Annotated in this window: 17 protein-coding genes; 5 read left to right on the top strand and 12 right to left on the bottom strand. The window is 61.4% G+C overall.

Going from position 1 to position 24878, the window contains the following annotated elements; genetic code table 11:
- Positions 1 to 39: 39 nt before the first annotated feature.
- Positions 40 to 3495 (bottom strand): transcription-repair coupling factor, encoded by a 3456-nt coding sequence (gene mfd / locus ACP151_RS03390; RefSeq protein WP_424977448.1) that lies wholly within the window; start codon positions 3493 to 3495, stop codon positions 40 to 42.
- 42 nt (positions 3496 to 3537) lie between these two features.
- Positions 3538 to 4059 (bottom strand): component of SufBCD complex, encoded by a 522-nt coding sequence (locus ACP151_RS03385; RefSeq protein ID WP_424977447.1) that lies wholly within the window; start codon positions 4057 to 4059, stop codon positions 3538 to 3540.
- Between the two features lie 184 nt (positions 4060 to 4243).
- Between ACP151_RS03385 and hemB the strand changes: the two genes are divergently transcribed.
- On the top strand, positions 4244 to 5242 hold the full coding sequence (hemB, locus tag ACP151_RS03380) for a porphobilinogen synthase (protein ID WP_424977597.1): 999 nt from the start codon (positions 4244 to 4246) through the stop codon (positions 5240 to 5242).
- A 150-nt stretch (positions 5243 to 5392) separates the two neighbouring features.
- Positions 5393 to 5968 (top strand): YSC84-related protein, encoded by a 576-nt coding sequence (locus ACP151_RS03375; protein WP_424977446.1) that lies wholly within the window; start codon positions 5393 to 5395, stop codon positions 5966 to 5968.
- A gap of 99 nt (positions 5969 to 6067) precedes the next feature.
- Here ACP151_RS03375 and ACP151_RS03370 read toward each other — a convergent pair whose 3' ends face one another.
- Positions 6068 to 6943: an NAD(P)-dependent oxidoreductase gene (locus ACP151_RS03370; RefSeq protein WP_424977445.1), complete on the bottom strand. Its 876-nt coding sequence runs from the start codon at positions 6941 to 6943 to the stop codon at positions 6068 to 6070.
- Positions 6944 to 7059: 116 nt separating this feature from the next.
- On the opposite strand from ACP151_RS03370, the gene ACP151_RS03365 reads away from it, so the two are divergent.
- Positions 7060 to 9537, top strand: a complete 2478-nt coding sequence (locus ACP151_RS03365; RefSeq protein ID WP_424977444.1) for a penicillin acylase family protein — start codon at positions 7060 to 7062, stop codon at positions 9535 to 9537.
- A 49-nt stretch (positions 9538 to 9586) separates the two neighbouring features.
- Here the strand turns inward: ACP151_RS03365 and hflX are convergent, their stop codons facing one another.
- From hflX to trkA, 4 genes are all read right to left on the bottom strand, one after another.
- Positions 9587 to 10858, bottom strand: a complete 1272-nt coding sequence (hflX, locus tag ACP151_RS03360; protein WP_424977443.1) for a GTPase HflX — start codon at positions 10856 to 10858, stop codon at positions 9587 to 9589.
- Positions 10858 to 11097, bottom strand: a complete 240-nt coding sequence (hfq, locus tag ACP151_RS03355) for an RNA chaperone Hfq (protein ID WP_008204623.1) — start codon at positions 11095 to 11097, stop codon at positions 10858 to 10860. The genes hflX and hfq overlap by 1 nt, the downstream gene beginning before the upstream one ends.
- A 120-nt stretch (positions 11098 to 11217) precedes the next feature.
- On the bottom strand, positions 11218 to 12753 hold the full coding sequence (locus ACP151_RS03350; protein ID WP_424977442.1) for a TrkH family potassium uptake protein: 1536 nt from the start codon (positions 12751 to 12753) through the stop codon (positions 11218 to 11220).
- A complete protein-coding gene (gene trkA / locus ACP151_RS03345; protein WP_424977441.1) occupies positions 12754 to 14130 on the bottom strand; it encodes a Trk system potassium transporter TrkA in 1377 nt (458 codons plus the stop codon).
- A gap of 113 nt (positions 14131 to 14243) precedes the next feature.
- Here trkA and ACP151_RS03340 point away from each other — a divergent pair, with 113 nt between their 5' ends.
- On the top strand, positions 14244 to 14711 hold the full coding sequence (locus ACP151_RS03340; protein WP_424977440.1) for a hypothetical protein: 468 nt from the start codon (positions 14244 to 14246) through the stop codon (positions 14709 to 14711).
- Between the two features lie 517 nt (positions 14712 to 15228).
- Complete coding sequence (locus tag ACP151_RS03335) at positions 15229 to 17502, top strand: caspase family protein (RefSeq protein ID WP_424977439.1); 2274 nt, start codon at positions 15229 to 15231, stop codon at positions 17500 to 17502.
- Positions 17503 to 17547: 45 nt separating this feature from the next.
- Here ACP151_RS03335 and ACP151_RS03330 read toward each other — a convergent pair whose 3' ends face one another.
- From ACP151_RS03330 to dusB, 5 genes are all read right to left on the bottom strand, one after another.
- Complete coding sequence (locus tag ACP151_RS03330) at positions 17548 to 18957, bottom strand: sigma-54-dependent transcriptional regulator (RefSeq protein WP_424977438.1); 1410 nt, start codon at positions 18955 to 18957, stop codon at positions 17548 to 17550.
- On the bottom strand, positions 18954 to 21233 hold the full coding sequence (locus tag ACP151_RS03325; RefSeq protein ID WP_424977437.1) for an ATP-binding protein: 2280 nt from the start codon (positions 21231 to 21233) through the stop codon (positions 18954 to 18956). Before ACP151_RS03325 ends, ACP151_RS03330 begins: the two co-directional genes overlap by 4 nt.
- A 100-nt stretch (positions 21234 to 21333) precedes the next feature.
- A complete protein-coding gene (locus ACP151_RS03320; protein WP_424977436.1) occupies positions 21334 to 22701 on the bottom strand; it encodes a response regulator in 1368 nt (455 codons plus the stop codon).
- 3 nt (positions 22702 to 22704) lie between these two features.
- Complete coding sequence (locus ACP151_RS03315; protein WP_424977435.1) at positions 22705 to 23784, bottom strand: two-component system sensor histidine kinase NtrB; 1080 nt, start codon at positions 23782 to 23784, stop codon at positions 22705 to 22707.
- Positions 23781 to 24767 (bottom strand): tRNA dihydrouridine synthase DusB, encoded by a 987-nt coding sequence (dusB, locus tag ACP151_RS03310; protein ID WP_424977434.1) that lies wholly within the window; start codon positions 24765 to 24767, stop codon positions 23781 to 23783. Before dusB ends, ACP151_RS03315 begins: the two co-directional genes overlap by 4 nt.
- Positions 24768 to 24878 lie beyond the last annotated feature (111 nt).

Here is a 24878-nt window from a genome sequence, read left to right as displayed (position 1 = left end):
AGAAATCTGCCAAGGAAATTCGAATTTCCTTGGCGCCGATTATCCCGCCTTTGCCTTTTTCCTCTCCGCCACGACTTTCTCTGCCAGATCGCGGGCAATGGCAAAGGCGCCTTTGATCTTGTCGCTGTCCTTTTTCCAGTCGCGGCGCACGACGATCTTGTTGTCCTTCACCTTGGCCAGACCGTTCTGGCCCTGGATGAACTCCACCAGCCCCTGCGGCGAGGCAAATTTGTCGTTGTGGAACTGGATCGTCGCGCCCTTCGGTCCGCCGTCCATCTTGGCGATGCCTGCGCGTTTGCACATCGCCTTGATCCGCACCACCAGCATCAGCGTGTTCACTTCCTTGGGCAGCGTGCCAAAGCGGTCGATCAGCTCCGCGGCGAATCCCTCCAGTTCCACCTTGGTCGACAGCGACGACAGGCGGCGGTAAAGGCCAAGGCGTACATCCAGATCCGGCACGTAATCCTCGGGGATCAGTACCGGAACGCCGAGGTTGATCTGCGGTGCCCATTGCTCGTCGGCATCCGACAGGCCCTCCATTTCGCCTGCCTTAATCTTGGCAATCGCCTCTTCCAGCATCGACTGGTACAGCTCATAGCCGACATCGCGCATCTGCCCGGACTGTTCCTCTCCCAAAAGATTGCCGGCGCCCCGGATATCAAGGTCTTGCGAGGCGAGGGTAAAGCCCGCGCCCAGCGTGTCGAGCGACCCAAGCACCCGCAGGCGTTTTTCGGCAGCCGGCGTCAGACGCTGGCGCGGTTTGGTGGTGAGATAGGCATAGGCACGGGCCTTGGAGCGGCCCACGCGCCCCCGGATCTGGTAAAGCTGTGACAGGCCGAACATGTCAGCACGGTGCACCACCATCGTGTTGGCAGTGGGGATGTCCAGCCCGCTTTCAACAATCGTGGTTGCCAACAGCACATCATATTTGCCGTCATAAAAAGCGTTCATCCGGTCATCAAGTTCCCCCGCCGCCATCTGCCCATGCGCCACCACATAGGTCAGTTCCGGCAGCTGCGCCTTCAGGAAGGCCTCGACATCCGGCAGGTCAGTGATCCGCGGCACCACATAAAAACTTTGTCCGCCGCGGTAATGTTCGCGCAGCAGCGCTTCGCGGATGGTCACCGTATCAAACTCGCTGACATAGGTGCGGATCGCCAGACGGTCGACCGGGGGCGTGCCGATGATCGACAGATCACGCACGCCAGTCAGTGACAATTGCAGAGTGCGCGGAATTGGCGTCGCCGTCAGCGTCAGCACATGAATATCGCTGCGCAGCTGTTTCAGCCGCTCCTTATGCCCGACGCCAAAGTGCTGCTCTTCGTCGATGATCAGCAGGCCGAGGTTCTGAAATTTGATATTTTTGGCAAGCACCGCATGAGTCCCGACCACGATATCGACAGTGCCTTTGGCCAGCCCTTCGCGGGTCTGGCTGGCGTCTTTTGACGTAACAAACCGTGACAACTGCCTGACAACCAATGGAAAACCACGAAAGCGTTCGGCAAAAGACGCAGCATGCTGGCGGGCCAGCAGCGTGGTGGGCGCCACCACTGCGACCTGCAGGCCGGACATCGCCGCCACAAAGGCCGCGCGCATCGCCACCTCAGTCTTGCCAAAGCCCACGTCGCCGCAGATCAGCCGATCCATCGGCTGGCCAGAGTGCAGGTCTTCCATCACGTCCTCAATGGCACGCAGCTGGTCGTCGGTTTCCTGATAGGGGAAGCGGGCGGAAAATTCCTCCCAGGCGTGTGGCGGCGGGTCCATTGCCGGTGCCTTGCGCAGGGCACGTTCAGCAGCGATACGGATCAGCTTGTCCGCCATCTCGCGGATGCGTTCCTTGAGCTTGGCCTTCTTCGCCTGCCACGCGCCGCCGCCGAGCCGGTCCAGCAGCGCCTCGTCATGGCCGTATTTGGACAACAGTTCGATATTCTCGACCGGCAGGTAGAGTTTTGACTGCTCGGCATATTCCAGCAGGATACATTCATGGGCCGCGCCAGCAGCCGTCACCACTTCCAGCCCCTTATAGCGGCCGATGCCGTGATCCACATGCACCACCAGATCACCTGGGGACAAAGATTGGGTCTCGGTCAGAAAATTCTCTGCTTTGCGGCGTTTCTTTGGGGCCCGGATCAGCCGGTCGCCCAGAACGTCCTGTTCGGAAATCACCGTCAAATTCGGCGCCTCGAACCCGTGTTCCAGCGCCCAGACCGCCAGATGAAGTCCGGATTTTCCGATGCGGGTGCCGTCCATCACCGGAATGGCCTCGGCCAGGCCTTCGTCCTCAATCAGGCCGGTCAGACGTTCCCGCGCACCTTCCGAATAGGAGGCAATAAGAACCGGCCCCTCCTGCATCCGCACCTTAATATGCGCAGCCAAAGCTCCGAAAAGACTAACACTTTCCTGCTGGCGTTCAGGTGAAAAACTGCGCCCGATGCGCCCGCCTGCATCCACCACACCGGGGCCAGAAGCCTGCGGCAGCGGGTGAAACTGCACTATACGCTTTGCTGCAATCGCCCGCTCCCAGGCGGCATCATCCAGATAGAGCAGCGCTGGGGGTGCGGGTTTGTAGACGGTGTCGATCCGTCCCTTCTGTTCCAGCGCGTGTTTGCGCGTGCCATACTGATCCTCGATACTGTCCCAGCGCGCCAGGCGCGCAGGCGTAAGCTGATCATCCAGCGTGATGGTTGCCTGCGGCAAGTAGTCGAACAGCGTCTCCAGTTTCTCATGGAAAAATGGCAGCCAGTGCTCAATCCCCTGATGCTTGCGGCCTGCACTCACCGCTTCATAAAGCGGATCGTCCGTGCCTGCGGCCCCGAATTCGATGCGGTAGTTCTGCCGGAACCGGGTGATCGCCGCCTCGTCCAGAATCACTTCGGAGACCGGCGCAAGCTCCACCACCTCCAGCTTTTCAGTGGTCCGCTGACTGGCAGGGTCGAACCGGCGCGCGCCATCCAGCACGTCCCCGAAGAGATCCAGCCGCACAGGGCCGCTTTCGCCCGGCGGGAATATGTCGATGATACCGCCGCGCACCGCGTAGTCACCGGGTTCCATGACGGTTGGGCTTTGGGTAAACCCCATGCGGACCAGGAAATTGCGCAGCGCGCCTTCATCCACCCGGTGATCCACACGCGCAGTAAAGGCCGCCTCGCGCAGCACCTCGCGCGCAGGCACACGCTGGCTGGCAGCATTAAGCGTTGTCAGCAGCACAAACTGTTTTGGCATCTGGTGCACCAGTGCCGCCAGCGTTGCCATCCGCGCGGCGGAGATATCCGCATTCGGAGACACCCTGTCGTATGGAAGACAGTCCCAGCCCGGAAACACAAAGACCGGCATGTCCGGCGCAAAAAAGGCAAGTGCTGCACGCATCGCCTCCATTCGCTTGTCATCGCGAGCCACATGCATCACCGGCGCACCGGATGCCTGCACTTCCTTCAGGATCAGCCGGGCATCATACCCTTCGGGCGCACCGCCCATGGTGATTGCACGCTGTGCCATGCGGTTTCCTTTCCGGGGTTTTCTTTTAGGGCAGCCCGGTTCTTAGAGGGCTCCGATTGCCAGGTTCTGATACATGCCCCAGAACGCAGTGACCAGAATGGAGACTGTTCCGACAAACTGAATATACAGGCGGCAAAAGGCCAGGCGCCTGCGCAGGTCCGCGCCTGCTGCCTTTTCACTGGCAATCCGGCGCGCGGTGAAAAAGCTGATCAGCCCCACGACTGACATCGGAAAGAGCAGCAGGAACACCGCCTGGGCAATCTCCATCAAATAGACAAAACCCAGCGTGGCCAGTGCGGACAACAGGAAACAGGCCAGGGCCACAATCCACGGACCAGACACCTCTGCGATATAGAGCATGCGGTTGATGTTGGCCCTGGTGACATCCTCCAGGTCCTGCTCTGCCTGTCCGCCGCGGCGGCGTGCACGGTACACCATGTCGTAAGGGACGCCCAGAATCCAATGGCTCGCCGATGACCACAGGACCGCCAGCGAAATCCAATACCACAGGTTGGAAAACGACCGCAGGTCAATCATCTCATAGATAATTTCAAGCAGGTCCACTCCAGCCCCCGTCTGCCGCTTCCGGCCCTTGGGGCCTGTAGTCTTGTATCCGGACCTATATCAACCGGGAAGCGCCCACAGGCAAGCCCGCTTGGCACACAAGTTTACCGGCGCGGCGAATGTGCCTCTTGTTCCCGGGGCAGCTTCCATGCCACCCATGGGCCAGCCAAAACGAGAGACCGCCATGAAGCCCACCGTCGCGCCCTTTCCCGCCGCCCGTCTGCGCCGCACCCGAGCCAGCCAGGCGATCCGCAATCTGGTGCAGGAAAACACCCTCACGCCTTCCGATTTCATCTGGCCAGTGTTTGTGCGCGATGGCGAGGGCCAGGAAGAGCCTGTCGCGTCGATGCCTGGCGTGATGCGCCGTTCGGTGGACAAAATCGCAGAAGCCGCAATTGAAGCCCAAGCTTTGGGCATTCCTGCCATCTGCCTGTTTCCCTATACCGACGCGTCGCTCAAGACAGAAGATTGCGCCGAGGCCTGGAACCCGGACAACCTGACCAACCGCGCCATCCGCGCCGTCAAGGACGCCGCACCGGACATCGCGGTGATGACGGATGTGGCGCTGGATCCCTACAACATCAACGGTCATGACGGCTATGTTGTGGACGGCGAGATCGTCAATGACGCAACCGTCGAGGCGCTGGTCAGAATGACATTGGCCCAGGCAGACGCCGGCGCCGATATCATCGGCCCCTCAGACATGATGGACGGCCGTATCGGCGCAATGCGGTCAGCTCTGGAGCAGGCAGGCCATCACAATGTGGCGATCCTCTCTTATTCGGCCAAATATGCCTCTGGCTACTATGGGCCGTTCCGCGATGCGGTCGGGGCCTCCGGCGCATTGAAAGGTGACAAGACCACCTACCAGATGGACCCGGCCAACAGTGACGAAGCCCTGCGGCTGATCGAGCGCGATCTTCAGGAAGGCGCCGACATGGTCATGGTGAAACCGGGCATTGCCTATCTGGACATCTGCCATCGGGTGAAATCCGCATTTGGCGTGCCGACCTATGCCTATCAGGTCTCGGGCGAATACGCGATGATCCAGGCCGCAGCGCAAAACGGCTGGATCGATGGAGAAAAAGTGATGATGGAAAGCCTGATGGCTTTCAAGCGGGCGGGCTGCAATGGCATCCTGACCTATTTTGCGCCGGCGGCTGCCCGGCTGCTGAACGGCTGACACCGCAGGCCGGACCACAGATGTTCACTTCAGCGGGAAGCCGCCAGTCCACGTCCCGCAGCAGATGACAGGCAGCGGTTTTCCGCGTATAACCCTGCTCAGAGCCGGACCAAACCGGCCTTGGAGCAAATCATTACAGGCACCTGAAAAATGAGCGATAATTCCCCTTTCCGCATGACCCGCCGCGGTTTTGCCCTGACTGCGCTGGCCGGTGCGGGTGTGACCGCCGCTTGCGGCAATGGCGTCGGCACCAGCAACGCTGCCACCATTGATGCCCGCGTTGATGCCACGCTGAACCAGATGTACAGCCAATACCCCAACACCCGCACTCTGGCCGAAAAATCAACAGGCATGCTGGTGATGCCGCTGGTGACTGAGGCGGGGTTTGTCTTTGGCGGCGCTTACGGCCGCGGCGCGCTGCTGATCAACGGTGTAACCGTCGATTATTACGCCACCTACAAGGGCAACGCAGGCCTTCAGATCGGCGCCCAGCAATACGCGCATGTGCTGTTCTTCATGACCCAGGACGCGCTGGCAGGCTTCCGCCGCTCCTCCGGCTGGGCGGCCGGCGCCGATGTGGAATATGTGATCAAGGACGAAGGCAACGCCCTGTCCGCAGACACCAACACCCTGACATCCCCAATTCTTGCCGTGGTCTTTGCACAGGCCGGCCTGCGTGTGGGCGCCACTTTGGAAGGCACCAAATACACCCGTATCATCCCCTGACCGGATGCGGTGCAGGCGGCAGGACCGCCGCTTCTTCTGGCCGGAAATATCCCCGCCGGAGGCATGGCCTTTCCAACCGGAAAGGCCATTTTCTTGTTTTCAGCCGTCCAGCTTGCGCAGGCGCTTGAACAGCGACGAAGTATCCCAGCGCCCGCCGCCCATCTTCTGCACGTCCTTGTAGAATTGATCGACCAGCGCCGTCACCGGCAGGCTGGCGCCGGTCTCATCCGCCGCGTCCAGGCAGATGCCCAAATCCTTGCGCATCCAATCCACCGCAAAACCGTGATCAAAATGATCGTCCAGCATCGTTTCATACCGGTTGGCCATCTGCCAGCTGCCCGCGGCACCCTGGCTGATCACCTCGACCACAGCACGCCCGTCCAAGCCTGCCTTCTCTGCAAAATGCAGCGCCTCACCCAGGGCCTGAACCAATCCGCCGATGGCAATCTGATTGCACATCTTGGTCAGCTGCCCGGCCCCGCTGTCGCCAATGCGGCGGCAGATCTTGGAATATGCGTCCATCACCGGCTCCGCCCGGGCATAGGCGTCTTCGTCGCCGCCGCACATCACGGACAGCACACCGTTCTCGGCTCCTGCCTGACCGCCGGAAATCGGCGCGTCGACAAAGGCAATTCCTTGCTCCGCGGCGGCCTCGTAAAGTTCGCGTGTGACTTTGGCTGACACCGTGGTGTGATCGGTGAAAACCGCCCCCTTTGCCATTCCGGCAAAAGCCCCGTCTGCCCCCAGGCAGACAGACCGCAAATCATCATCATTGCCGACACAGGCCATCACAAATTCAGCGCCCGCGGCCGCCGCCCGCGGGGTTGCGGCAAAATGGCCGCCATGCTCCTTGGCCCAGGCCTTCGCCTTTGCTTCTGTACGGTTGTAGACAGTGACCTCATGGCCTGCGGCCTGCAGGTGCCCGGCCATCGGATACCCCATGACACCAAGCCCCAGAAACGCGATTTTCGCCATCTGCTTTTCCCTTGAACAGTCTTCGCATATGTTGGCGCCAACCCTACCACCGCCACCGCTAGGTGCAATCAGCCATGCGGCTGGAAATGACAAAAACCAAGGGAAAACAACCGCTGATGGGACATCTTTTCCGCTGGCTTCTGCGCATTGCTGCGGGGCTGATTCTGCTGAGCCTCCTGGCCGCAACCCTGATCTATTACCTGTCGTCCCAATCGCTGCCCGAATATGATAAGGAGCTGGCGCTGCCCGGTCTCACGTCGCCGGTGGAAATCGTCCGGGACAACGCCAATGTTCCGCATATTTTCGGCAGTTTCGGCGCCAGCGACGAAGATGTCTATTTTGGCCTCGGCTATGCCCATGCGCAGGATCGCCTGTGGCAAATGGCCGTGATGCGACGTACCGTCCAAGGCCGCCTGTCAGAAGTATTCGGCTCCCGCACAGTGGAGACAGACACTTATCTACGCCGTCTGAACATCTACGGGCTGGCTCAAGAATCCGTCAAAGTGCAGTCCCCAGAAGCAATGGCCGCACTCAAGGCTTATTCTGCGGGCGTCAATGCGCGTCTTCAGGAAATCAACGAAGAAGCCCTGGGCCGCGGCGCACCGGAAATGTTCCTGTTCAACATGCCGCTTCCCCCCTGGCAGCCCGCCGACAGTATTGCGATCATGAAGCTGATGGCCCTGCAGCTCTCAGGCCACATGAAGGAAGAGATCCTGCGCGCCCGCACCTCGCTGGCCTTGAATGATGCCGACCGCATTCGGGACATCCTTCCGGATGCCCCCGGAAAAGGCCTGACTGCCCTGCCCGAATATGCCCAACTGGTGCCCGGCGCCCGGCGTTTTGCCGCTGCGGCGCCGATTGAAGAAAACAGACTTCTGTTTCCTGTTGCCCCGCGCGGACTGGCCGGCGCGTCCAATGCCTGGGCTGCGGCCCCCAGTCGCTCTGCTGCAGGCGGCACGCTGCTGGCCAACGACCCGCATCTAGGCCTCAGCGCCCCGGGCATCTGGTATCTTGCCCGGCTCGAACTGGGCACCGGCGGCGTGATCGGAGCGACCATCCCCGGTGTCCCCGCTGTGATTACCGGCCGCTCGGATGTGCTCGGCTGGGGCGTCACCTCGTCCTATATGGATGACCAGGACCTGTTCATCGAAAAGCTGAACCCCGAAAATCTGCAGGAATACCTGAGCGTTGACGGGTACAAGAAATTCATCACGCGTCCCTCCATCATAAAGATCAAGGACGAACCCCCCGTCACGCTGACCCTGCGCTGGACCGACAACGGGCCAGTGCTGCCCGGCTCCATGTTCAATCTTGCCGAAATCACCCCGCCCGGCCATGTGGTATCGCTCAGCTGGACCGTGCTCAGCCCCAAGGACACATCAATGAGCGCCACGATCGGCCTGATGCGCAGTGGTTCAATCCAGGAGGCGATCATCGCGGGCGAAGATTTTGTAGCCCCTGCGCAGAACCTGACGATGGCGGACCGGAACAGCATTGCCATGAAGACAGTTGGCGCCTTCCCGCAGCGCGATGCTGCGCATCAAAGCCAGGGCCGCATGCCCAGCCAGGGCTGGCGCCCGGAGAACCGCTGGCAAGGCCGTGCGCCCTACTCGGAGAACCCGGAGTTCGTGAGCCCCGCCGGAGGTATCCTCGGCAACACCAACAACAAGATCCTCGACCGCCCGTTCCCGAAACATGTCTCGTTTGACTGGGGCGATACCCAGCGCATCCATCGCTGGGAAAAGCTGATGCAAAACCGCGAAGTACACACCCGAGACAGCTTTATCGAGGCGCAACTGGACACGGTCTCCTATTCTGCCCGCACCCTGTTGCCGCTGATTGGTGCCAACCTGTGGTTCACCGGCGAGGCCGCACCAGCCGGCACCCGCGAACGTCAGCGCCAGATCGCTCTGACACTGCTGGCAGAATGGAACGGTGAGATGAACGAGCATCTGCCCGAACCGCTGATCTACGCCGCCTGGCTGCGGGCGCTGCAAGCACGGCTGATCACCGACGAGCTGGGCCTGGTTGCCAAGTCCTTCCGCCATGTGGAGCCGCTGTTCATCGAGCGGGTCTTTCGCAATGTCGAGGGTGCAGCTATCTGGTGCGACGTGCGCCAAAGCGCACCGCAGGAGGCCTGCACCGATATGGCGCGCCTGGCGCTGGATGACGCGCTGATCTGGATTGAGGAAAGATACGGCGACGCGCTGGAATCCCTGCGCTGGGGCGACGCGCATCAGGCGGTGCAGGACCACGCCGTTCTGGGCGACGTGCCGCTGCTGCGCTACTTTGTCAACATTCGCCAATCCACCAGCGGTGGCGACAACACACTGCAGCGCGGCAAAAGCTCGGGCAAGGATCCCGACCCGTTCCAGAACATCCATGCGGCCGGCTACCGCGGTGTTTATGATTTTGCCGACCCCGACAGTTCTGTCTTCATCACCGCCACCGGACAATCCGGCCACCCGCTGTCACGCTACTATGACGACATGGCCCAGCTTTGGCGCCGTGGCGAATATGTGCCGATGTCGCTGGACGAAGACCTGGCCCGTGCAGCGGCGGTTGGAATAACGCGGATCTCTCCGCTGCAATAAAAAACGGGCGCTGCGGCGCCCGTTTCCAATAATGTTACGGCGGATGCCTTCAAAGCTTTTGGTACTTGGCCTTCTGCCTGTCAGTCCACAGCACGGTGATGTCAAACCCGGTCTCAGTCTGTTCTTCGCGCTGCACCAGATCTTCCTTGAACAGCCAGGCCCGCTGTTTTCCTTCTGCAAATGAGAGGCTCAAAACCTCCTCATGGCGCACGCCCTGCAGCTTCTCGGCGATGTCTGCCAGCAGGCTGTCCAGCCCTTCGCCGGTCAGAGCCGAGATCGCATGAATGTCCTCCTCACGCGCAGCGCGCTGGCGACAGGCATCCGCCTCGTCCTCCGGCAACTGGTCCAGCTTGTTCCAGACCTCGATCCGGGAGCGGTTTTCATCCACGCCCAGCGACGACAGGATCGCTTCGACGTCCTCAGCCTGCTGCTCGCTTTCATCATGGCTGATGTCACGCACATGCAGGATCACATCCGCAGCCAGCACCTCTTCCAGCGTGGCGCGGAAAGCGGCAACAAGTTCGGTCGGCAGGTCAGAAATGAACCCCACAGTGTCGGACAGGATCACCTCAGGCCCGTCGGGGATCTGCACCCGACGCATGGTTGGGTCCAGGGTGGCAAAAAGCATATCCTTGGCCATCACTTCGGCGCCGGTCAGCCTGTTGAACAACGTCGATTTGCCGGCGTTGGTATAGCCCACCAGCGCGACAATCGGATACGGAACCTTGGCCCGCGACGCGCGATGCAACGTCCGTGTCTTCACCACCTTGTCCAGCTGCCGGCGCAGCCGCACCAGCTGGTCGTCGATGGCCCGGCGGTCAGCCTCGATCTGGGTTTCACCGGGTCCGCCGACAAATCCCAAGCCGCCCCGCTGGCGCTCCAGGTGGGTCCAGGCCCGCACCAGCCGCGTCCGCTGATAGCTGAGCGCCGCCATCTCGACCTGCAAAACACCTTCACGTGTCGCCGCCCGGTCCGAGAAGATTTCCAGGATCAGCCCGGTCCGGTCCAGAATCTTGACCTTCCAGGCTTTTTCCAGATTGCGCTGCTGCACAGGGGAAACCGGCCCGTCGATCAGGACCAGTTCAATCTCTTCCGCCTTCAGAATGCCTGCGAGCTCTTCAATTTTTCCGGAGCCGAACAGCATGCCCGCATGCGCCTTGGGCAGGCGCACAACGTTTGACCCGATCACATCCAGATCGGGCAAAGCCGCTGCCAGCGCAACGGCTTCTTCAAGCGCGGGGGCAGCCTCGCGGCGCCCGCTGTCTGACTTGATTTCCGGATGCAACACCCAGGCGCGGGTGCGCTTCCTGTCGTGCTCCATCAAGAGGCGTCTTCACCCTCATAGAGGCTGATCGGCTGGGCCGGCATGATGGTCGAGATCGCGTGTTTGTAGACCAGCTGCGACTGTCCGTCGCGGCGCAGCAGCACGCAGAAATTGTCGAACCAGGTGATGACACCCTGCAATTTGACCCCGTTGATCAGAAAAATCGTAACCGGAACCTTGGTTTTGCGAACGTGATTCAGGAAGGCATCCTGAAGATTCTGTCTGTCCGAAGCCATTTTTTATTATCTCGCCTTTGTTCTTGCCACGCACTGCGGACCAGCACGTACGTTAAAATTCAGTATGGACAAAGAAAAAATAAGTTTCCACCCGAAAAACACTTTTTACTGGCGGGGCCATCAGCCGCGCCAAAGGTTCGGCGACAGCAGCGCAATGAAGGCCAGCGTCTCCAGTCTGCCCAATACCATTGCTATGCACAGAATAAATTTTGCCGGGTCGGTCAGCAGGTTCAGCACTATAGGCGCACTGCTTGCGCTTTCCGTCAGTGGACCAGTGGTCGACAATGCCGCAATCGCCAGCACAAGCGATTGTTCGAAACTGGAACCGACGGCGGCCAGCGCGGTGCTGACCAGCGCCAGCGACAGCGCAAAGAGCATGAAGAAAATCCAGGCAACAAAGGCGCCGTTTTTCTGAAGCCGCTTGGTCCGGTCGCCCGCGCCGCTGACAGAATGCGGGTGCACCAGCCGCTCCATTTCCCGCATCCCGTTCAGATACAGTGCGTAGACTCTCAGCAGCTTCACCCCGCCTGCCGTTGTCGCCACACCGCCGCCAAACACAGCCAGTCCCAGCAAAATCATGCCCGGCGTTTCCAGACCGGACCACGTGCGGGCCGCGTCCCAGTGGAGACTTTCAAACCCGGTGGTGGACAAGAAAGACATCACGGTGAAAAGCGTACCCCAGAACGCCCGCAGGGCCTGCAGCAGGTCTTCGGCGGCGTTCACTTCAAAGGCGGCGAACCAATGCCACAGGAACAACAGCAGCGGCACGCCGAACACGATCAGCAGGCCGGTGCGGAACTCCGGATCCTTGTCCAGCCGCCCTTGGCCTGATGTCACGGTATCGCTTGAAAAGGTCAGCCGCGACAGCGCAAAGAACATGAACAGGAACATCACCATCTCGCCGGCCAGGCCGCTGGCGGCATTCTCCACGCCGCCGGTTGCCGAAATACCGGAGGTCGCCATCACCGACATCGCGTGGCTGAGCCCCGTCAGCGCCTGTTCCCCTGTGATCATCAGGAGCAGCCACAGAACCATGGTCAACCCGGTATAGACCGGCGCCAAAGTTCGGGTCACCAGAACCAGCTGGCGCCGGGGATCTGCGCGTTCCATGTGGCCAGGTCCGGCAGTGCCGCCCCCCGGCTCCCCCTTGGCGGTCACTTCGAAACCACCCAGCGACATTGGCGCCAGAACCGCAGAGGCCGCAACCCACATCAATAGCCCGCCCAGCCAGCCAACAATCGCCCGCCACAGATGCACGCTGGGCGGCAGGCGGCCGGGATCATCCCAGATATCAGCCCCGGTGGTGGTGATGGCGCTGACCATGTCGAAATAGGCATTCACAAAACGGGTGCTGACCAGTGCGTCCTGAACCGGCACCGCCAGAAACAGCGGCAGCACCGTAAAGGTGGCAAGCAGCGACAGCAGCTGACCCGGCATCCCGTAACGCGGCACCCGGTTCCCCATCGACAGCGCGATCAGCATGACCAGAATCACCCCGGCCAAGCCGGCATAGAAAAAGCTCCGCGACGTGTCGTGATCGTCCAGGATCAGGGCATGAATGGCTGGTGGCCACATCGCCACGGATGCGATGCCCCAAATCAGCAGGAACAGCGGCAGGCGCAGGACACCAACAGGGGTTTTGACCATGCGCCGCATCTAGAAGTAGTCGATCGACACCTGCAGGAGCCGCTCCACCTCCGGCACATCGTCCGCCATTGCAAACAGCGCAATAACATCGCCTTCCTCGATCCGGGTCTCGCCCGACGGGCGCAGCATCTTGCCGTTCTTCAGGATACCGCCAACCAGCACGCCTTCGGGAAAATCGGTCTCGCGGATCATCTGCCCGGCAATCGGAGACGTCGAAAGAACCTCTGCCTCAATCATCTCGGCCTCGGCGTCGCCCAGCGAATAGACCTGCCGCACCCGGCCATAGCGGATGTGGCGCAGGATTGAGCTGACAGTGGTGGAGCGTGGGTTGATATAGGCATCGATGCCAAGGTGCGGCAGCAGCGGCACCAGGGTCGGGTCATTGATCAGCGCAATTGCAAGCGGGCAGCCTTCGGCTTTGGCCCGCACGGCGGCCAGCATGTTGACCTTGTCGTCATCGGTCACTGCCAGCAGCGCGTCGGCCTTGTCGATGCCCGCCTCGATCATCAGCGACCGGTCCAACCCGTCGCCATTTAGCACGATCGTGCGTTCCAGCTCCTCCGCCGCGCGTTCCGCGCAGCCGCGGTCGCGTTCGATCACTTTGGCACGGATGCGGGCGGTGCTGCTTTCCAGCGCCTTGGCCACTTCCAGCCCGACGTTGCCGCCGCCAACCACAACCACCCGGTCCTGGCGCTTTTCCTTCTTGCCAAAGACCTCAATGGTGCGGGGCACATCATCTGCATGGGAGAATACATAACAGCTGTCGCCCACGAACAGCTGGTCCCCGGGCTCGGGTGCAAACAGGGTGCCGTCACGCCGGACCCCCACCACGATCGCACGCAGGGTGGAAAACAAATCCGTCAGCTGCCGCAGCGGCGTGTTCACCACCGGGCATTCGGCATCGATCTGAATGCCCAGAAGCTGCGCCTGCCCGCCCATGAAGGTTTCTGTATCAAAAGCTGCCGGCGCCGACAGCCGCTGCATCGCCGCCGCGGCCACCTCCCGCTCCGGGCTGATCACCACGTCGATCGGCAGATGTTCGCGCTGGTAAAGATCCGAGTAGATGGCAGTCAGGTAGCTCTTGGCCCGCAGGCGCGCGATCTTGCGCTGGATCTTAAAGGCTGAATGCGCCACCTGGCAGGTCACCATATTGACCTCATCCGAGTGGGTGGCGGCAATAATCATGTCCGCGTCCCGCGCCCCGGCCCGTTCCAGTACATCCGGATAGGAGGCAAAGCCGTGGATGCCCTGCACATCCAGCGTATCCGTCGCGCGCCGCACAAGTTCCGGATTGTTGTCGACCACCGTGACATCATTGTGCTCACCGGACAGATGCCGGGCGATCTGCCAGCCGACCTGGCCCGCGCCGCAGATAATGACCTTCATTTACACGTCCCTTGGCGGAGTTTCGGGCAGAGTTTTGCGTGATGTGAATGACAGATGCCGCTTTCACGGTCAATTTAATTGTAACTTGCTCAGTTTGCGGCCATTCTTTCCCTATGCGACGGAGTGTGACAATCCCGGCAGGCGCGGCTTTGCTGGCGCTTCTATCTGCCTGCGGCCCGCTGCCTGTCTACTACAAGCAGGGGGTTCAGGTTTCCCGCCTGCAATCCGACGAACTGGCCTGTGCTACTCAGGCGCTGAAGGATGCCCCTGTCGCCAATCAGATCCGGCAGCACCCGCCTGTATTCTACCCTGGCGGCAAGGTTTGCCATGGCGGCGGCTGTTACTACCGGCCCGGATACTGGGTGGACGGCGGCATCTACACAGTCGATGTGAACAAACCCCTTCGCGGTCGGCTGGAGAAATCCTGCATGGCCTCCAAAGGGTATCAGCAGATCTCTTTGAAACGCTGCACCCAGAACAGCGCGGTGGCGTCTGCCGGACCGCAGCTGCCCGCGCTGAGCGACGCTGCCTGTGCGCAGCGGAACCGGGATGGCTCTGTCGTTATCCGCACCGGCGGCTGAAACTCCGCCCAGGCTGACACGGCCGGCCGGCAGCTTGCGGCGGGACAATTTTGATTTGCGGGCTAAGATCAAGTAAGCTCGACATCAATTGTTTGTTTACCAGCATTCTCAGAGAGAAAGGTACCTGATGCGGATTCATTTCCTGTTTGCTGCGCTGCCGATGGCAGCTGTCACCGCAGCCTGTGAACCAACTGCACCGATCGCAGCGCCGCCTTCTGCCACACCGGCCCCAGCACCCGCGAGTTACAGCGCCGCTGCCACGCGGCCTGCATCCGCAGCGGCGCCCGTGCAGGCGCCAGCCGCAGCAACGCCTGAGCCGCAGGGCGGCGGCGGAGCAGGAGGTGGTGGCGGAGGTTCCGGCGGCGGAGGTGGCGGTTCCGGCGGTGGCGGAGGCGGTTCCGGCGGTGGTTCTGGCGGTGGCGGAGGCTGGGGTTAAACCCCAGATCCAGCCATGACAGCCCTCTTCCCTATCCGGCCTGCATTTACAGCCGCGCTGCTCGCCATTTTGCTGCCCCCTTTGGCAGCAAAAGCGGCATTTGAAACGAATGAAGGCGGGGCCGCTCCGGAAACCGCCATCGTTGTCGGCATTCAGGACTATGATCACGTCAGCGATCTGACCAATACCCGCAAGGACGCCGAGGCGATGGCGGATATGCTCAGATCCTTTGGTTACACGGTTTATGAGGGCTACGATCTGGACAAACGCGGGTTTGAAGCGCTGCTGCGCCAAGCCGCGCTCAACATCCGCGAGGGCAGCCAGGTTTTCTTCTACTACGCCGGCCATGGCATTCAGCTGGGGCGGCGGAATTACCTTTTGACCAGCGACGCGGAACTCTCGGGCATTCATGATCTGCCGTTCCAGTCGGTCACCCTGGACCGCGTTTCCGCCATTCTGGGCGGCAAGGCCGGCAGCCAGATCCTGATGCTGGATTCCTGCCGCGACAACCCGGTGCCACAGGCAAAACTCAACGCCGAGGTCGGCGCCCAGCTTTATGAAGCGCGCGAAGGTTTTGACGTATTCCGCCCGCCGCTGAACACCCTGGTGGCCTTTTCCACCTCTCCCGGCGCCACCGCGCTGGACGGTGAGCCAGGCGGTAACAGCCCCTATACTGCCTCTGTCGTGCAGCATTTCCCGAACAACCCAGACGAGGACGCATTGACCGTCCTCGCCTCCATCCGCAGCGACGTCTACAATGCCACCGGCAACACCCAGGTGCCCTGGGAAAGTTCGACGCTGATGCAGAAGATCTATCTGCGCCCGGCCGAACGGTCGCTAAGCGTCGCTGCCTTGGAACAGGCCACGGAAACCGATCCCGCTCCTGCCAGCCTCGACCAGATTCCGGCAGAACTGTCTCTGAAGGTTCCGCTGGGCCGCGCGCTGGAACTGGCTCCGGAAATCAGCCCCTATATTCAGGCCGGCACAAAAGTCTCGATCCTGGAAACCCCATCTGCAGGTGTCACCTCGCTGCGGACTGGCGACGGCAGTTCCCTCAGCCTCAGCTATGCGCCGACGCTGGCTGAGCTGCCCGCACGCAAGGATGGCGGTCAGGTCCGCAGGGACAGTATGGTCCTGCGGCTGGCGCAGGCGGACACGGTGCGCGATGTCACGGTAAACCTCGAGATGATCGCGCGCCAATGCGACCTGGAGGCGGGCGACCTTCTGGACCCGCAGGGCGTCGGCCTGTTCCGCTACCCCAATGAAATCGACCTCAAGGCTGCTGAAACGGCCTGCCGCGAGGCCGTGGCGGCCGCGCCGGACATCGGCAGGCTGCAGTATCAGCTGGGCCGCGCACTGCAGGGCCAGGGCCGTTTGCTAGAGGCTTATGACGCCTTTGAAAAGGCCGCTGAACTGGGCCATGTCCGCGCCTACAACGCATTGGCCTATCTGCATGTCACGCCGAATGTCGACCGCGAGACCGTTCCGATTCCGTATGATCCTGACAAAGCGTTTTCATTGTGGGACAAGGGGATCGACGCTGGCGACCCCTTTTCGATGCATGCGCGCGGCAAGCGGCTGCTGCGCAAGAACGGCAGTGCCGAAGAAAAGCAGCAGGGTTATGATCTTCTCAGCCGTGCCGTAGAGCTTGGCCACACCTATGCGCTGAACGAACTGGGCGTGTTTTTCCTGTGGAGCGGCGATGAACTGGCGCAGCCAGAACGCGGGCTGACCTACCTGGAGGCCTCTGCTGGGCGCGGCGACATCTACGGCACAGCCAATCTTGGCTATGTCTACCGGGATGGTGGTGCCGGCAAGGCAGTGGACAAGGAAAAAGCCCGCACCCTTTTTGCCGAAGCAGCAACGCTGGGCCACCCGCATGCGCCGGGTGAAATCGGCCGGATGATCATGAATGGAGATCTGCCCGGCAGCGATGCTGCAGAAGCGCTGGAATGGTATGACATGGGGCTTGCCCGCGGTGATGCCTGGGGCGGCGCCAACGGCGCCTGGGTGGCGCTGAACCGGTTGTCAAACCGCGTGCCGGCCCATGCCGCAGCTGCCCGGGCTGGCAAAGCAATGGCACTGAACAACCCGGATGCGCGGGCCGCTGCGCGCGAATTTCTGACCGGCATGAGCAAGACCGATATCGCAGCCGCCACCCAATTCATCCTGAAAGCGCTGGGGTCCGGTGTTTCTGTCGACGGACAATTCGGCCCGGCTTCCCGCCGGGAGCTGGCCGATTGGGCCCGGCGGGCGGGGCTGCCCGCCACTGTTCCCGAAGATGCGATCAGCAGGCTGCAGCTTGCTGCGCAAGTTCACTTTGCCCTGAACCCGATCCGTCAGGACTTGTTCTGATTTTTGAAAGGCACCCGGTCCAGTTCCGGGTGCCGGACTCGCGGCTCAGGCCTCTTCCTCCTCGGCCTCGACATGCGCCACCCGTGCGCCTGCCTTGTTGGAGGTGACGACCCCCAGCGACTTAAGCTTGCGATGCAGTGCCGAGCGTTCCATGCCGACAAAAGACGCCGTGCGGCTGATGTTGCCGCCGAACCGGTTGATCTGCGTCAGCAGGTATTCGCGTTCAAACGCCTCCCGCGCCTCGCGCAGCGGCAGTGTGGCCAAAGCACCAGACAGGACCACCCGGCCCTCCTCCTGCGGTTTTTCTTCTTCGCGCGGCAGATCCTTGGCCTCAATCGGCCCGCTGCCGTCGCCCAGGATCAGCACCCGCTCCACAAGGTTCTTCAGCTGGCGCACGTTGCCCGGCCACAGCATCGTCTGCATCAATGCCACGGCTTCATCCGTCAGCTCGCGCAGCGGCAGGCCCTGGGCTTCGTTGAATTGCTCGATGAAATGCCCCGCCAGCAAGGGCACATCCTCGCGCCGCTCCGCCAGCGACGGCACCGCCACCGGCACAACATTCAGGCGGTGGTACAATTCCTGACGGAAAGTGCCGCTATCGATCTCTGCATCCAGATCCTTGTTGGTGGAGGACACCACCCGCAGATCCACCTTGATCTTGTCGGAACCGCCGACCCGCTGGAACTGCTGGTCCACCAGCACACGCAGGATTTTGGACTGGGTGCCCAGCGGCATATCAGCGACTTCATCAAAAAAGACCACGCCGCCATGTGCCTGTTCCAACAAACCCGGCTCCACCCCCCGCTCGGAGGTTTCGCGGCCGAACAGCACTTCTTCCATCCGGTCAGGCTCAATACTGGCGCAATTCACGGTGACAAACGGTGCCGAAGCGCGGTTTGAATTGGCGTGAATATAGCGCGCCGCAATCTCCTTGCCGCTGCCTGCCGGCCCTGTCAGCATCACCCGCCCGTTGGATTTGGTCACCTTGTCCAACTGGCCAATCAGCGTGCGGAATGCTGCCGATGTGCCGATCATCTCTGCCGGGCCGGTGTCCTTGCGCTTCAGGTCCGTATTTTCCCGGCGCAGGCGCGAGGTTTCCATCGCGCGGCGGATCACCACCATCAGCTGATCGATGTTGAAGGGCTTTTCGATGAAGTCATAGGCGCCCTGTTTGATCGCGGCCACTGCGATTTCGACGTTGCCATGGCCGGAAATGATCACAACCGGGATATCGGGCGTGTCCCGTTTCACAGCTTTCAGAATGTCGATACCGTCCATCTGACTGTCCTTCAGCCAGATATCCAGGATCATCAGCGCTGGCTGCGATACCTCCAGCTCGGCCATGCATTCATCGGAACTGCCCGCCTTGCGGGTGGCATAGCCCTCATCCTCCAGAATATCCGAGACCAGCTCGCGGATGTCGCGCTCATCGTCTACAATCAGAATGTCACTCATGTCAGACCTGCTTTCACTGTGCTCTTGTTTGGTGCCGCCGTTTTGGCAGCGGCAGGCAGGCGGATCACCGCCATTGCGCCTTTATGCGCGTGTCCCTCAAACACCGGGGCGTCTTCCAGCGTCAGCGTGCCCCCGTGCTCCTCGATGATTTTCTTGACGATCGGCAGCCCCAACCCGGTGCCCGCATCGCGCGTGGTCACATAGGGTTCAAACAGCCGCGCCCGATCTTCCGGCAAGCCGATACCATTGTCGGCAATCCGGACCTCATAGGCATTGCCTGCCTTCTGTGCGGACACCCGGATTTCCGGCACCAGCCCCTCCGGAGCGTCTTTTTTCTGCAGGCTTTCAATGGCTTCACCTGCGTTCTTGATCAGATTGGTCAACGCCTGACCAATCATTGTCGCATCCAGATCGGAGAGCATCTCTGTCTCTGGCAGATCCGCCTTGATCCGGACATCCGGCTGGCCCTGCTGCTGCAGGATCACCGAGTCCCGCACCAGTTTCACCAGATCCTCCTCGCGCCGCTCCGGTTCCGGCATGCGGGCAAATTTTGAAAACTCATCAACAATCCTGCGCAGATCATTGGTCTGACGCACAATCACATCGGTCATGGATTGCAGCTGGTCGCTGTTCTCCTCGCCCAGCTTCGGCGCGAACTTGCGCTTGATCCGTTCCGCGCTCAGCTGGATCGGGGTCAGCGGGTTCTTGATTTCATGTGCAATCCGGCGCGCCACATCGCCCCAGGCCGCCATGCGCTGAGCGCTGACCAGATCAGTCACATCGTCAAAGGCCACCACATAGCCATCCAGCCCACCTTCGCCAGTGCGGCGCGGCGACATCCTGACCAGCAGGTTTTCAAGCTGTCCCTGGCGGGTCACCTTGATCTCTTCCTGTACCACCTCCGCACCGGTCACGATCAGCTCAGCAAACAAGGGGCCGAATTCCGGCACCGCCACCGCCAAGGCCAGTGATTGCTGGTCTTCCTGCCAATCAAGCAGCCGTTCGGCGGAACGGTTGACAAAAGTCACCCTCCCATCGGCATCCAGACCAACCACACCGGACGTCACCGAAGACAGAACCGAGTCAAACAGCCGACGCCGGTCTTCGATCTGGCGGGTATTGTCCAGAAGCCGCCCGTGTTGGGCCTTCAGTTCCCGTGTCATCTGGTTGAAGTACAGGCCAAGCAGGGAAATCTCGTCGCCTTCCCGCTCCACCGGCACCTGCACGTCCAGATTGCCGGCCCCGACGCGCTGCGCGGCAATTGTCAGCCGACCAACAGGCCGCGACAGCCGCTCGGCAAACCACATCCCCAGCCACATCGCTGCCAGGATCAGAATGACCGCAAAACCGATGTAGAGCAGCGCGAACTCAAACAGCACCCGGCCGCGTTCACTTTCCAGCTGCTGGTACAGATGCGCGGTTTCCTGCGTGTCATCCAGCAGGTTCAGCAGCTCACCGTCCACGTCCCGGCTGATGTACAGAAACCGGTCCACAAAAGCATCCAGCCGCACCAGCGCGCGGAACTCGCTATTGTTCCAGTCCTCGACCAGCAGCAGGCCCTGCTCGCGGGCAACTGTGATCTGCCGGTCATTGGGCTTTTCGAAATCAAATTCATAAGACCGCTCGCCGCGCGCCCGGATCAGCCCCGCGCTGTCCACGATATACGCCTCGCGCAGCCCCCGCTGCACCTGCAGCTGTCCCTGCGCCAGCACCAGGCGCAGCTCAGCATCGTTGATAAAGAAACTGCGCGAGCGGCTGCTGTCCAGATAGCGCGCCAGAGCTCGGGCATCTTCGGTCAGGTCATCCTTCTGCTGGGACTGATAGGCCTCTGCTGCCTCCAGCGAACTGCCGATCACCTGTCGCACTCTTTGAGAGAACCAGCCTTCCAGTCCAACATTCACCGTCAGCACCGCAAAGACTGCGACAATCACGGTAGGAATCAGCGCCAGAAAACCAAAGGCCCCGATCAGCCGCAAATGCAGCCGGGAGCCCGCGGATTTAGAACGGCGGGCTGCAAACAGCCGCAGGATCTGGGCCATCACCAGAGCAGCAATTGTCAGAATATAAACCAGATCAGCCAGCAGGATCAGCCGCAGCGACCGGGACGACGCCCCCTGCCCGAACGGACCGATAATGAGGAAAGTAGCCAAAGCCAGAACCGGCCCGAGCAAGACCAGCCCGATGGTGCCGATATTGCGGGCCCGGCGGGTTCTACGCCACCGGTCCAAAGCCGCAAACGGGCCATACGCCGCCCTCAGATGTGACTTATACGCCACTTACTGCCCTCATCTTGATGTGCGACTCTTAGCGAGTCACCGCCATATCTCGTGGTCCTGCCTAGGAAAATCAAAGCAGAGCCACATTCCTGTGGCGATATTACATCAGTTTGCGGCGGCGTGTCACCTCAATATCCAGATCCGTGATCTTCTTACGCAAAGTATTCCGGTTTATCCCCAGCAAATCGGCGCATTTTGCCTGATTTCCGCCGGTCGCCGTCAAGGCAATTTCGATCAGCGGTGTTTCCACTTCGCGCAGCAGCCGCATGTACAGTCCCGGCGGCGGCAGCATGTCCCCGTGCAGATCAAAATACCTTTGCAGATGACGCCCCACTGCCTCGGACAGTTTCTCATTGCCCAGCCCCGCCGCCGCGGGCTGCGGTCCGGCCTGAGGCCCCAGCACAGCCTCAGCGTCTGCCTGCGTCACTTCCTCGCTGCGCGCGGTCAGCGCCAGGCGGCGGACAGTGTTTTCCAGCTGCCGCACATTGCCGGGCCAGGCAAAGCGGCGCAGCACCTCCCGCGCGCCTTCACTTAGCTCCCGGTGCGGAGCCCCCTCATTTTCGGCCTTGGTCAGGAAATGCTCCGCCAGCAGCGGAATGTCCTCCACCCTTTCTCTCAGCGCAGGCACATGAAGCTCTGAACCGCACATCCGGTAATACAGGTCCTGACGCAAACTTCCGCTCTCCATTGCCGCAGCCAGATCCCTTTGGCTGGATGCGATGAAACGCGGCGCGTGGTCGCCCGGCACATCCATCATCCGGACCAGCCGGGCCTGTGCGTCCTCAGGCAGGTCGGCCAATTCGTCAATCACCAGAGTGCCGCCCTTTACATGCGCCAGCAGCCGTGACGGGCCCTCCAGCGCAATCAGGTCCGCCGCATCCGCATGCACAAACGCCAATGCCCGGCGGTCCGAAAAATCATGGATGGCTTGCGCAATCAGCGATTTTCCAGTGCCGCTTTCACCTGTGATCAGCAGCGGCAGATCGGTGTTCATCACCCGTGCGATCAGCCGGTACAATGCCTGCATCAGCTCACTGCGGCCAATCAAAGGCAATTCTTCAGGACGCTCCTGCGCATCCGTCTTTGACGTTGCAGGCGCGATCCGTTTCGCCGCCAGCGCCTTGGCGGTGCGTTTCATCAGTTCCGGCAGATCAAAGGGCTTGGGCAGATAATCATAGGCTTCCGCTTCTTCAGCCTTGATCGCAGTCATAATGGTGTTCTGTGCCGAGATCACAATCACCGGCAGCCCCGGCCGGTCGGCCTGGATCTTGGGCAGCATCTCCAGCCCGTTCCCGTCCGGCATCATCACGTCCGAGATGATGACATCGCCTTTGCCCTCGCTCACCCAGCGCATCAGCGTCGTCAGCGAGGAGGTCGCATGCACCTTGCAGCCCGCACGCGTCAGCGCCTGGGTCAAAACAGTGCGGATGGTGCGGTCGTCATCAGCGACCAGAACAGTGCCGTCCATGGATCAGCTCTCCTGCGGTTTTGCATCACGCGGCACGCGCGACAGCGACAGCCGGAACACTGTGCGCCCGGGGACCGAGCTTACTGAAATCCAGCCATTATGCTCCGAGACGATCTTGCTCACCAAAGCAAGGCCCAGCCCGGTGCCGTTTTCCCGGCCCGAGACAAACGGGTCGAAAATGTCATCCTTGATCTTGTCCGGCAGACCCGGCCCGTCGTCGGTGATCTCGATCTGGAGGGGCAGCTGTTTGCCGGTTCCGTCGCTGCGGCGCAGCCGGAAGGAATGTTCATAAAACGTGCGGATGCGAATATTTCCGCCTTTTGGATCAGCCACTTCCGAGGCGTTCTTCAGCAGGTTCAGAACCACCTGCAGCAGCTGATCCGCATCCCCCCAGGCCATCGGCAGCGATGGGTCGTACTGTTCGACTATTGTCATATGGGCGCCGAAACCCAACAGCGCCGAGCGCCGCGCCCGGTCCAGGACGTCGTGCAGATTTACCGGCTGAAAGGCTGGCTCGGTCAGGTTGCCAAACTGTTCCACCTGCTCCAACAGCTTCACAATGCGACGGCTTTCGCTGACGATCAGATCGGTCAATTCCAGATCTTCCGGCCCCAGGTTCATGCCAAGAAGCTGTGCAGCCCCGGTGATGCCCGCCAGCGGGTTTTTGATCTCATGCGCCAGCATCTCTGCCATGCCGATGGCAGAGGCAGCAGCGGATTTGGCGGAATGGGTCTGCGTCATTCGCCCGGCCAGCTCACGCGGAGTGACCATCAGCAGCATGAAACCTGCTTGCCCCTGCATGGGCGCAATCTGCACCCCGCATTGCAGCGGCGCCCGGCTGCCGGAGCCGACGTCAATATCGTTCACGAACAGCGGCGTACTCTGGCCACGGGCGCGAGCAAAGGCCTCCTCGATCGGCGCGTCGATGGCCAGCGTGTCCCAGACCGGCTGCCCCAGCAGCGCCTTGCGGGAGGTATTCAGGAAGCCCTCACCTGCCGCATTCACATCTGCGATCTTGTCCCCGGCATCGATCAGAAAGGCCGGCACTGGCAAAGAGGCCCAGAGGGCAGCGCTGTCCATCATGCGGCGGCCTCCGGTCTTTGCTCGCTCAGCGCTTCCGGCAGCAGCGCCAGCACGTCGGCTGGGTTTTTCTCCGTCAGCACAGCGCGGCGCATGGCGGAGCCGGTTCCGGCCTCATCCATATACCAGCCCAGATGCTTGCGCGCGACGCGCACCCCCAGATCCGGCCCGTAAAAGTCGAGCATGGCCCGGTAATGATCTGAAACCATTTCAATAAACGCATCCCCTTGCGGGATCTCAGGCGCCGGTGTTCCCCACAGATGATGCGCCACTTCTGCCAGCAGCCAGGGCTTGCCTTCGGCTCCGCGCCCGATCATCACACCGTCCGCCCCGGACAGCTCCAACGCCTGCCGTGCAGTTGCCGTGTCCACAATATCGCCATTGGCCAGCAGCGGCACAGTCACCGCGTTTTTCACTTCTCGGATTGCCGCCCAGTCGGCAGACCCTTTGTAAAACTGACAGCGGGTGCGGCCGTGGATCGTCACCATCTGCACCCCGGCTTCGCAAGCGCGGCGCGCCACATCCGCTGCATTCAGACATTTGTCATCCCAGCCCAGCCGGGTCTTCAGCGTTACCGGCACATCCACAGCGCCGACCACAGCTTCGATCAGCTTCAGCGCGTGGTCCGGTGTCTTCAACAGGGCTGAGCCAGAGTAGCCGTTGGTCACTTTCTTGGCCGGGCAGCCCATATTGATGTCGATGATCCGCGCGCCCTGCCCCGCGACCTGTTTCGCGGCCTCGGCAATCCAGTATTCATCGCGCCCGGCCAGCTGCACAGCCGTGTTCTCTGCATCCGCGCTCAGCTCCGCCCGTTCGCGCACCCCGGGCTTGGCCTGCACCATCTCCTGGCTTGCCACCATCTCGCTTACCATCAGGCCCGCACCAAAGCTGCGGACCAGGTCCCGGAACGGCCGATCGGTGATTCCCGCCATCGGCGCCAGCGCAATCGGCGGGGACATAGAGGTGGTTCCAAGCGTGAAGGACAAATGCCTAATCCTTGTGCAACTGAGAGCGTTTTACCCGAAGCCTCTGCTATGCAGCAATGAATTGCGCCTCTGCAAGCCGCTGCCGGACTGCATTTGCCTATTTTTTAGTCA

Origin of the sequence: Leisingera sp. S232 (assembly GCF_049800895.1) — a bacterium.
GTDB lineage: Bacteria > Pseudomonadota > Alphaproteobacteria > Rhodobacterales > Rhodobacteraceae > Leisingera.
This window is presented reverse-complemented; position numbering and strand designations above follow the sequence as displayed.

What these genes read in the sequence shown, in the direction of transcription:
- ACP151_RS03340 (WP_424977440.1), top strand. Translation starts at nt 14,244, where the DNA reads ATGCGACGGAGTGTGACAATCCCGGCAGGCGCGGCTTTGCTGGCGCTT.
- ACP151_RS03375 (WP_424977446.1), top strand. Translation starts at nt 5,393, where the DNA reads ATGAGCGATAATTCCCCTTTCCGCATGACCCGCCGCGGTTTTGCCCTG.
- ACP151_RS03330 (WP_424977438.1), bottom strand. Translation starts at nt 18,957, where the DNA reads ATGAGTGACATTCTGATTGTAGACGATGAGCGCGACATCCGCGAGCTG.
- ACP151_RS03365 (WP_424977444.1), top strand. Translation starts at nt 7,060, where the DNA reads ATGGGACATCTTTTCCGCTGGCTTCTGCGCATTGCTGCGGGGCTGATT.
- trkA (WP_424977441.1), bottom strand. Translation starts at nt 14,130, where the DNA reads ATGAAGGTCATTATCTGCGGCGCGGGCCAGGTCGGCTGGCAGATCGCC.
- ACP151_RS03370 (WP_424977445.1), bottom strand. Translation starts at nt 6,943, where the DNA reads ATGGCGAAAATCGCGTTTCTGGGGCTTGGTGTCATGGGGTATCCGATG.
- ACP151_RS03320 (WP_424977436.1), bottom strand. Translation starts at nt 22,701, where the DNA reads ATGGACGGCACTGTTCTGGTCGCTGATGACGACCGCACCATCCGCACT.
- hemB (WP_424977597.1), top strand. Translation starts at nt 4,244, where the DNA reads ATGAAGCCCACCGTCGCGCCCTTTCCCGCCGCCCGTCTGCGCCGCACC.
- ACP151_RS03315 (WP_424977435.1), bottom strand. Translation starts at nt 23,784, where the DNA reads ATGATGGACAGCGCTGCCCTCTGGGCCTCTTTGCCAGTGCCGGCCTTT.
- mfd (WP_424977448.1), bottom strand. Translation starts at nt 3,495, where the DNA reads ATGGCACAGCGTGCAATCACCATGGGCGGTGCGCCCGAAGGGTATGAT.
- hfq (WP_008204623.1), bottom strand. Translation starts at nt 11,097, where the DNA reads ATGGCTTCGGACAGACAGAATCTTCAGGATGCCTTCCTGAATCACGTT.
- hflX (WP_424977443.1), bottom strand. Translation starts at nt 10,858, where the DNA reads ATGGAGCACGACAGGAAGCGCACCCGCGCCTGGGTGTTGCATCCGGAA.
- ACP151_RS03350 (WP_424977442.1), bottom strand. Translation starts at nt 12,753, where the DNA reads ATGCGGCGCATGGTCAAAACCCCTGTTGGTGTCCTGCGCCTGCCGCTG.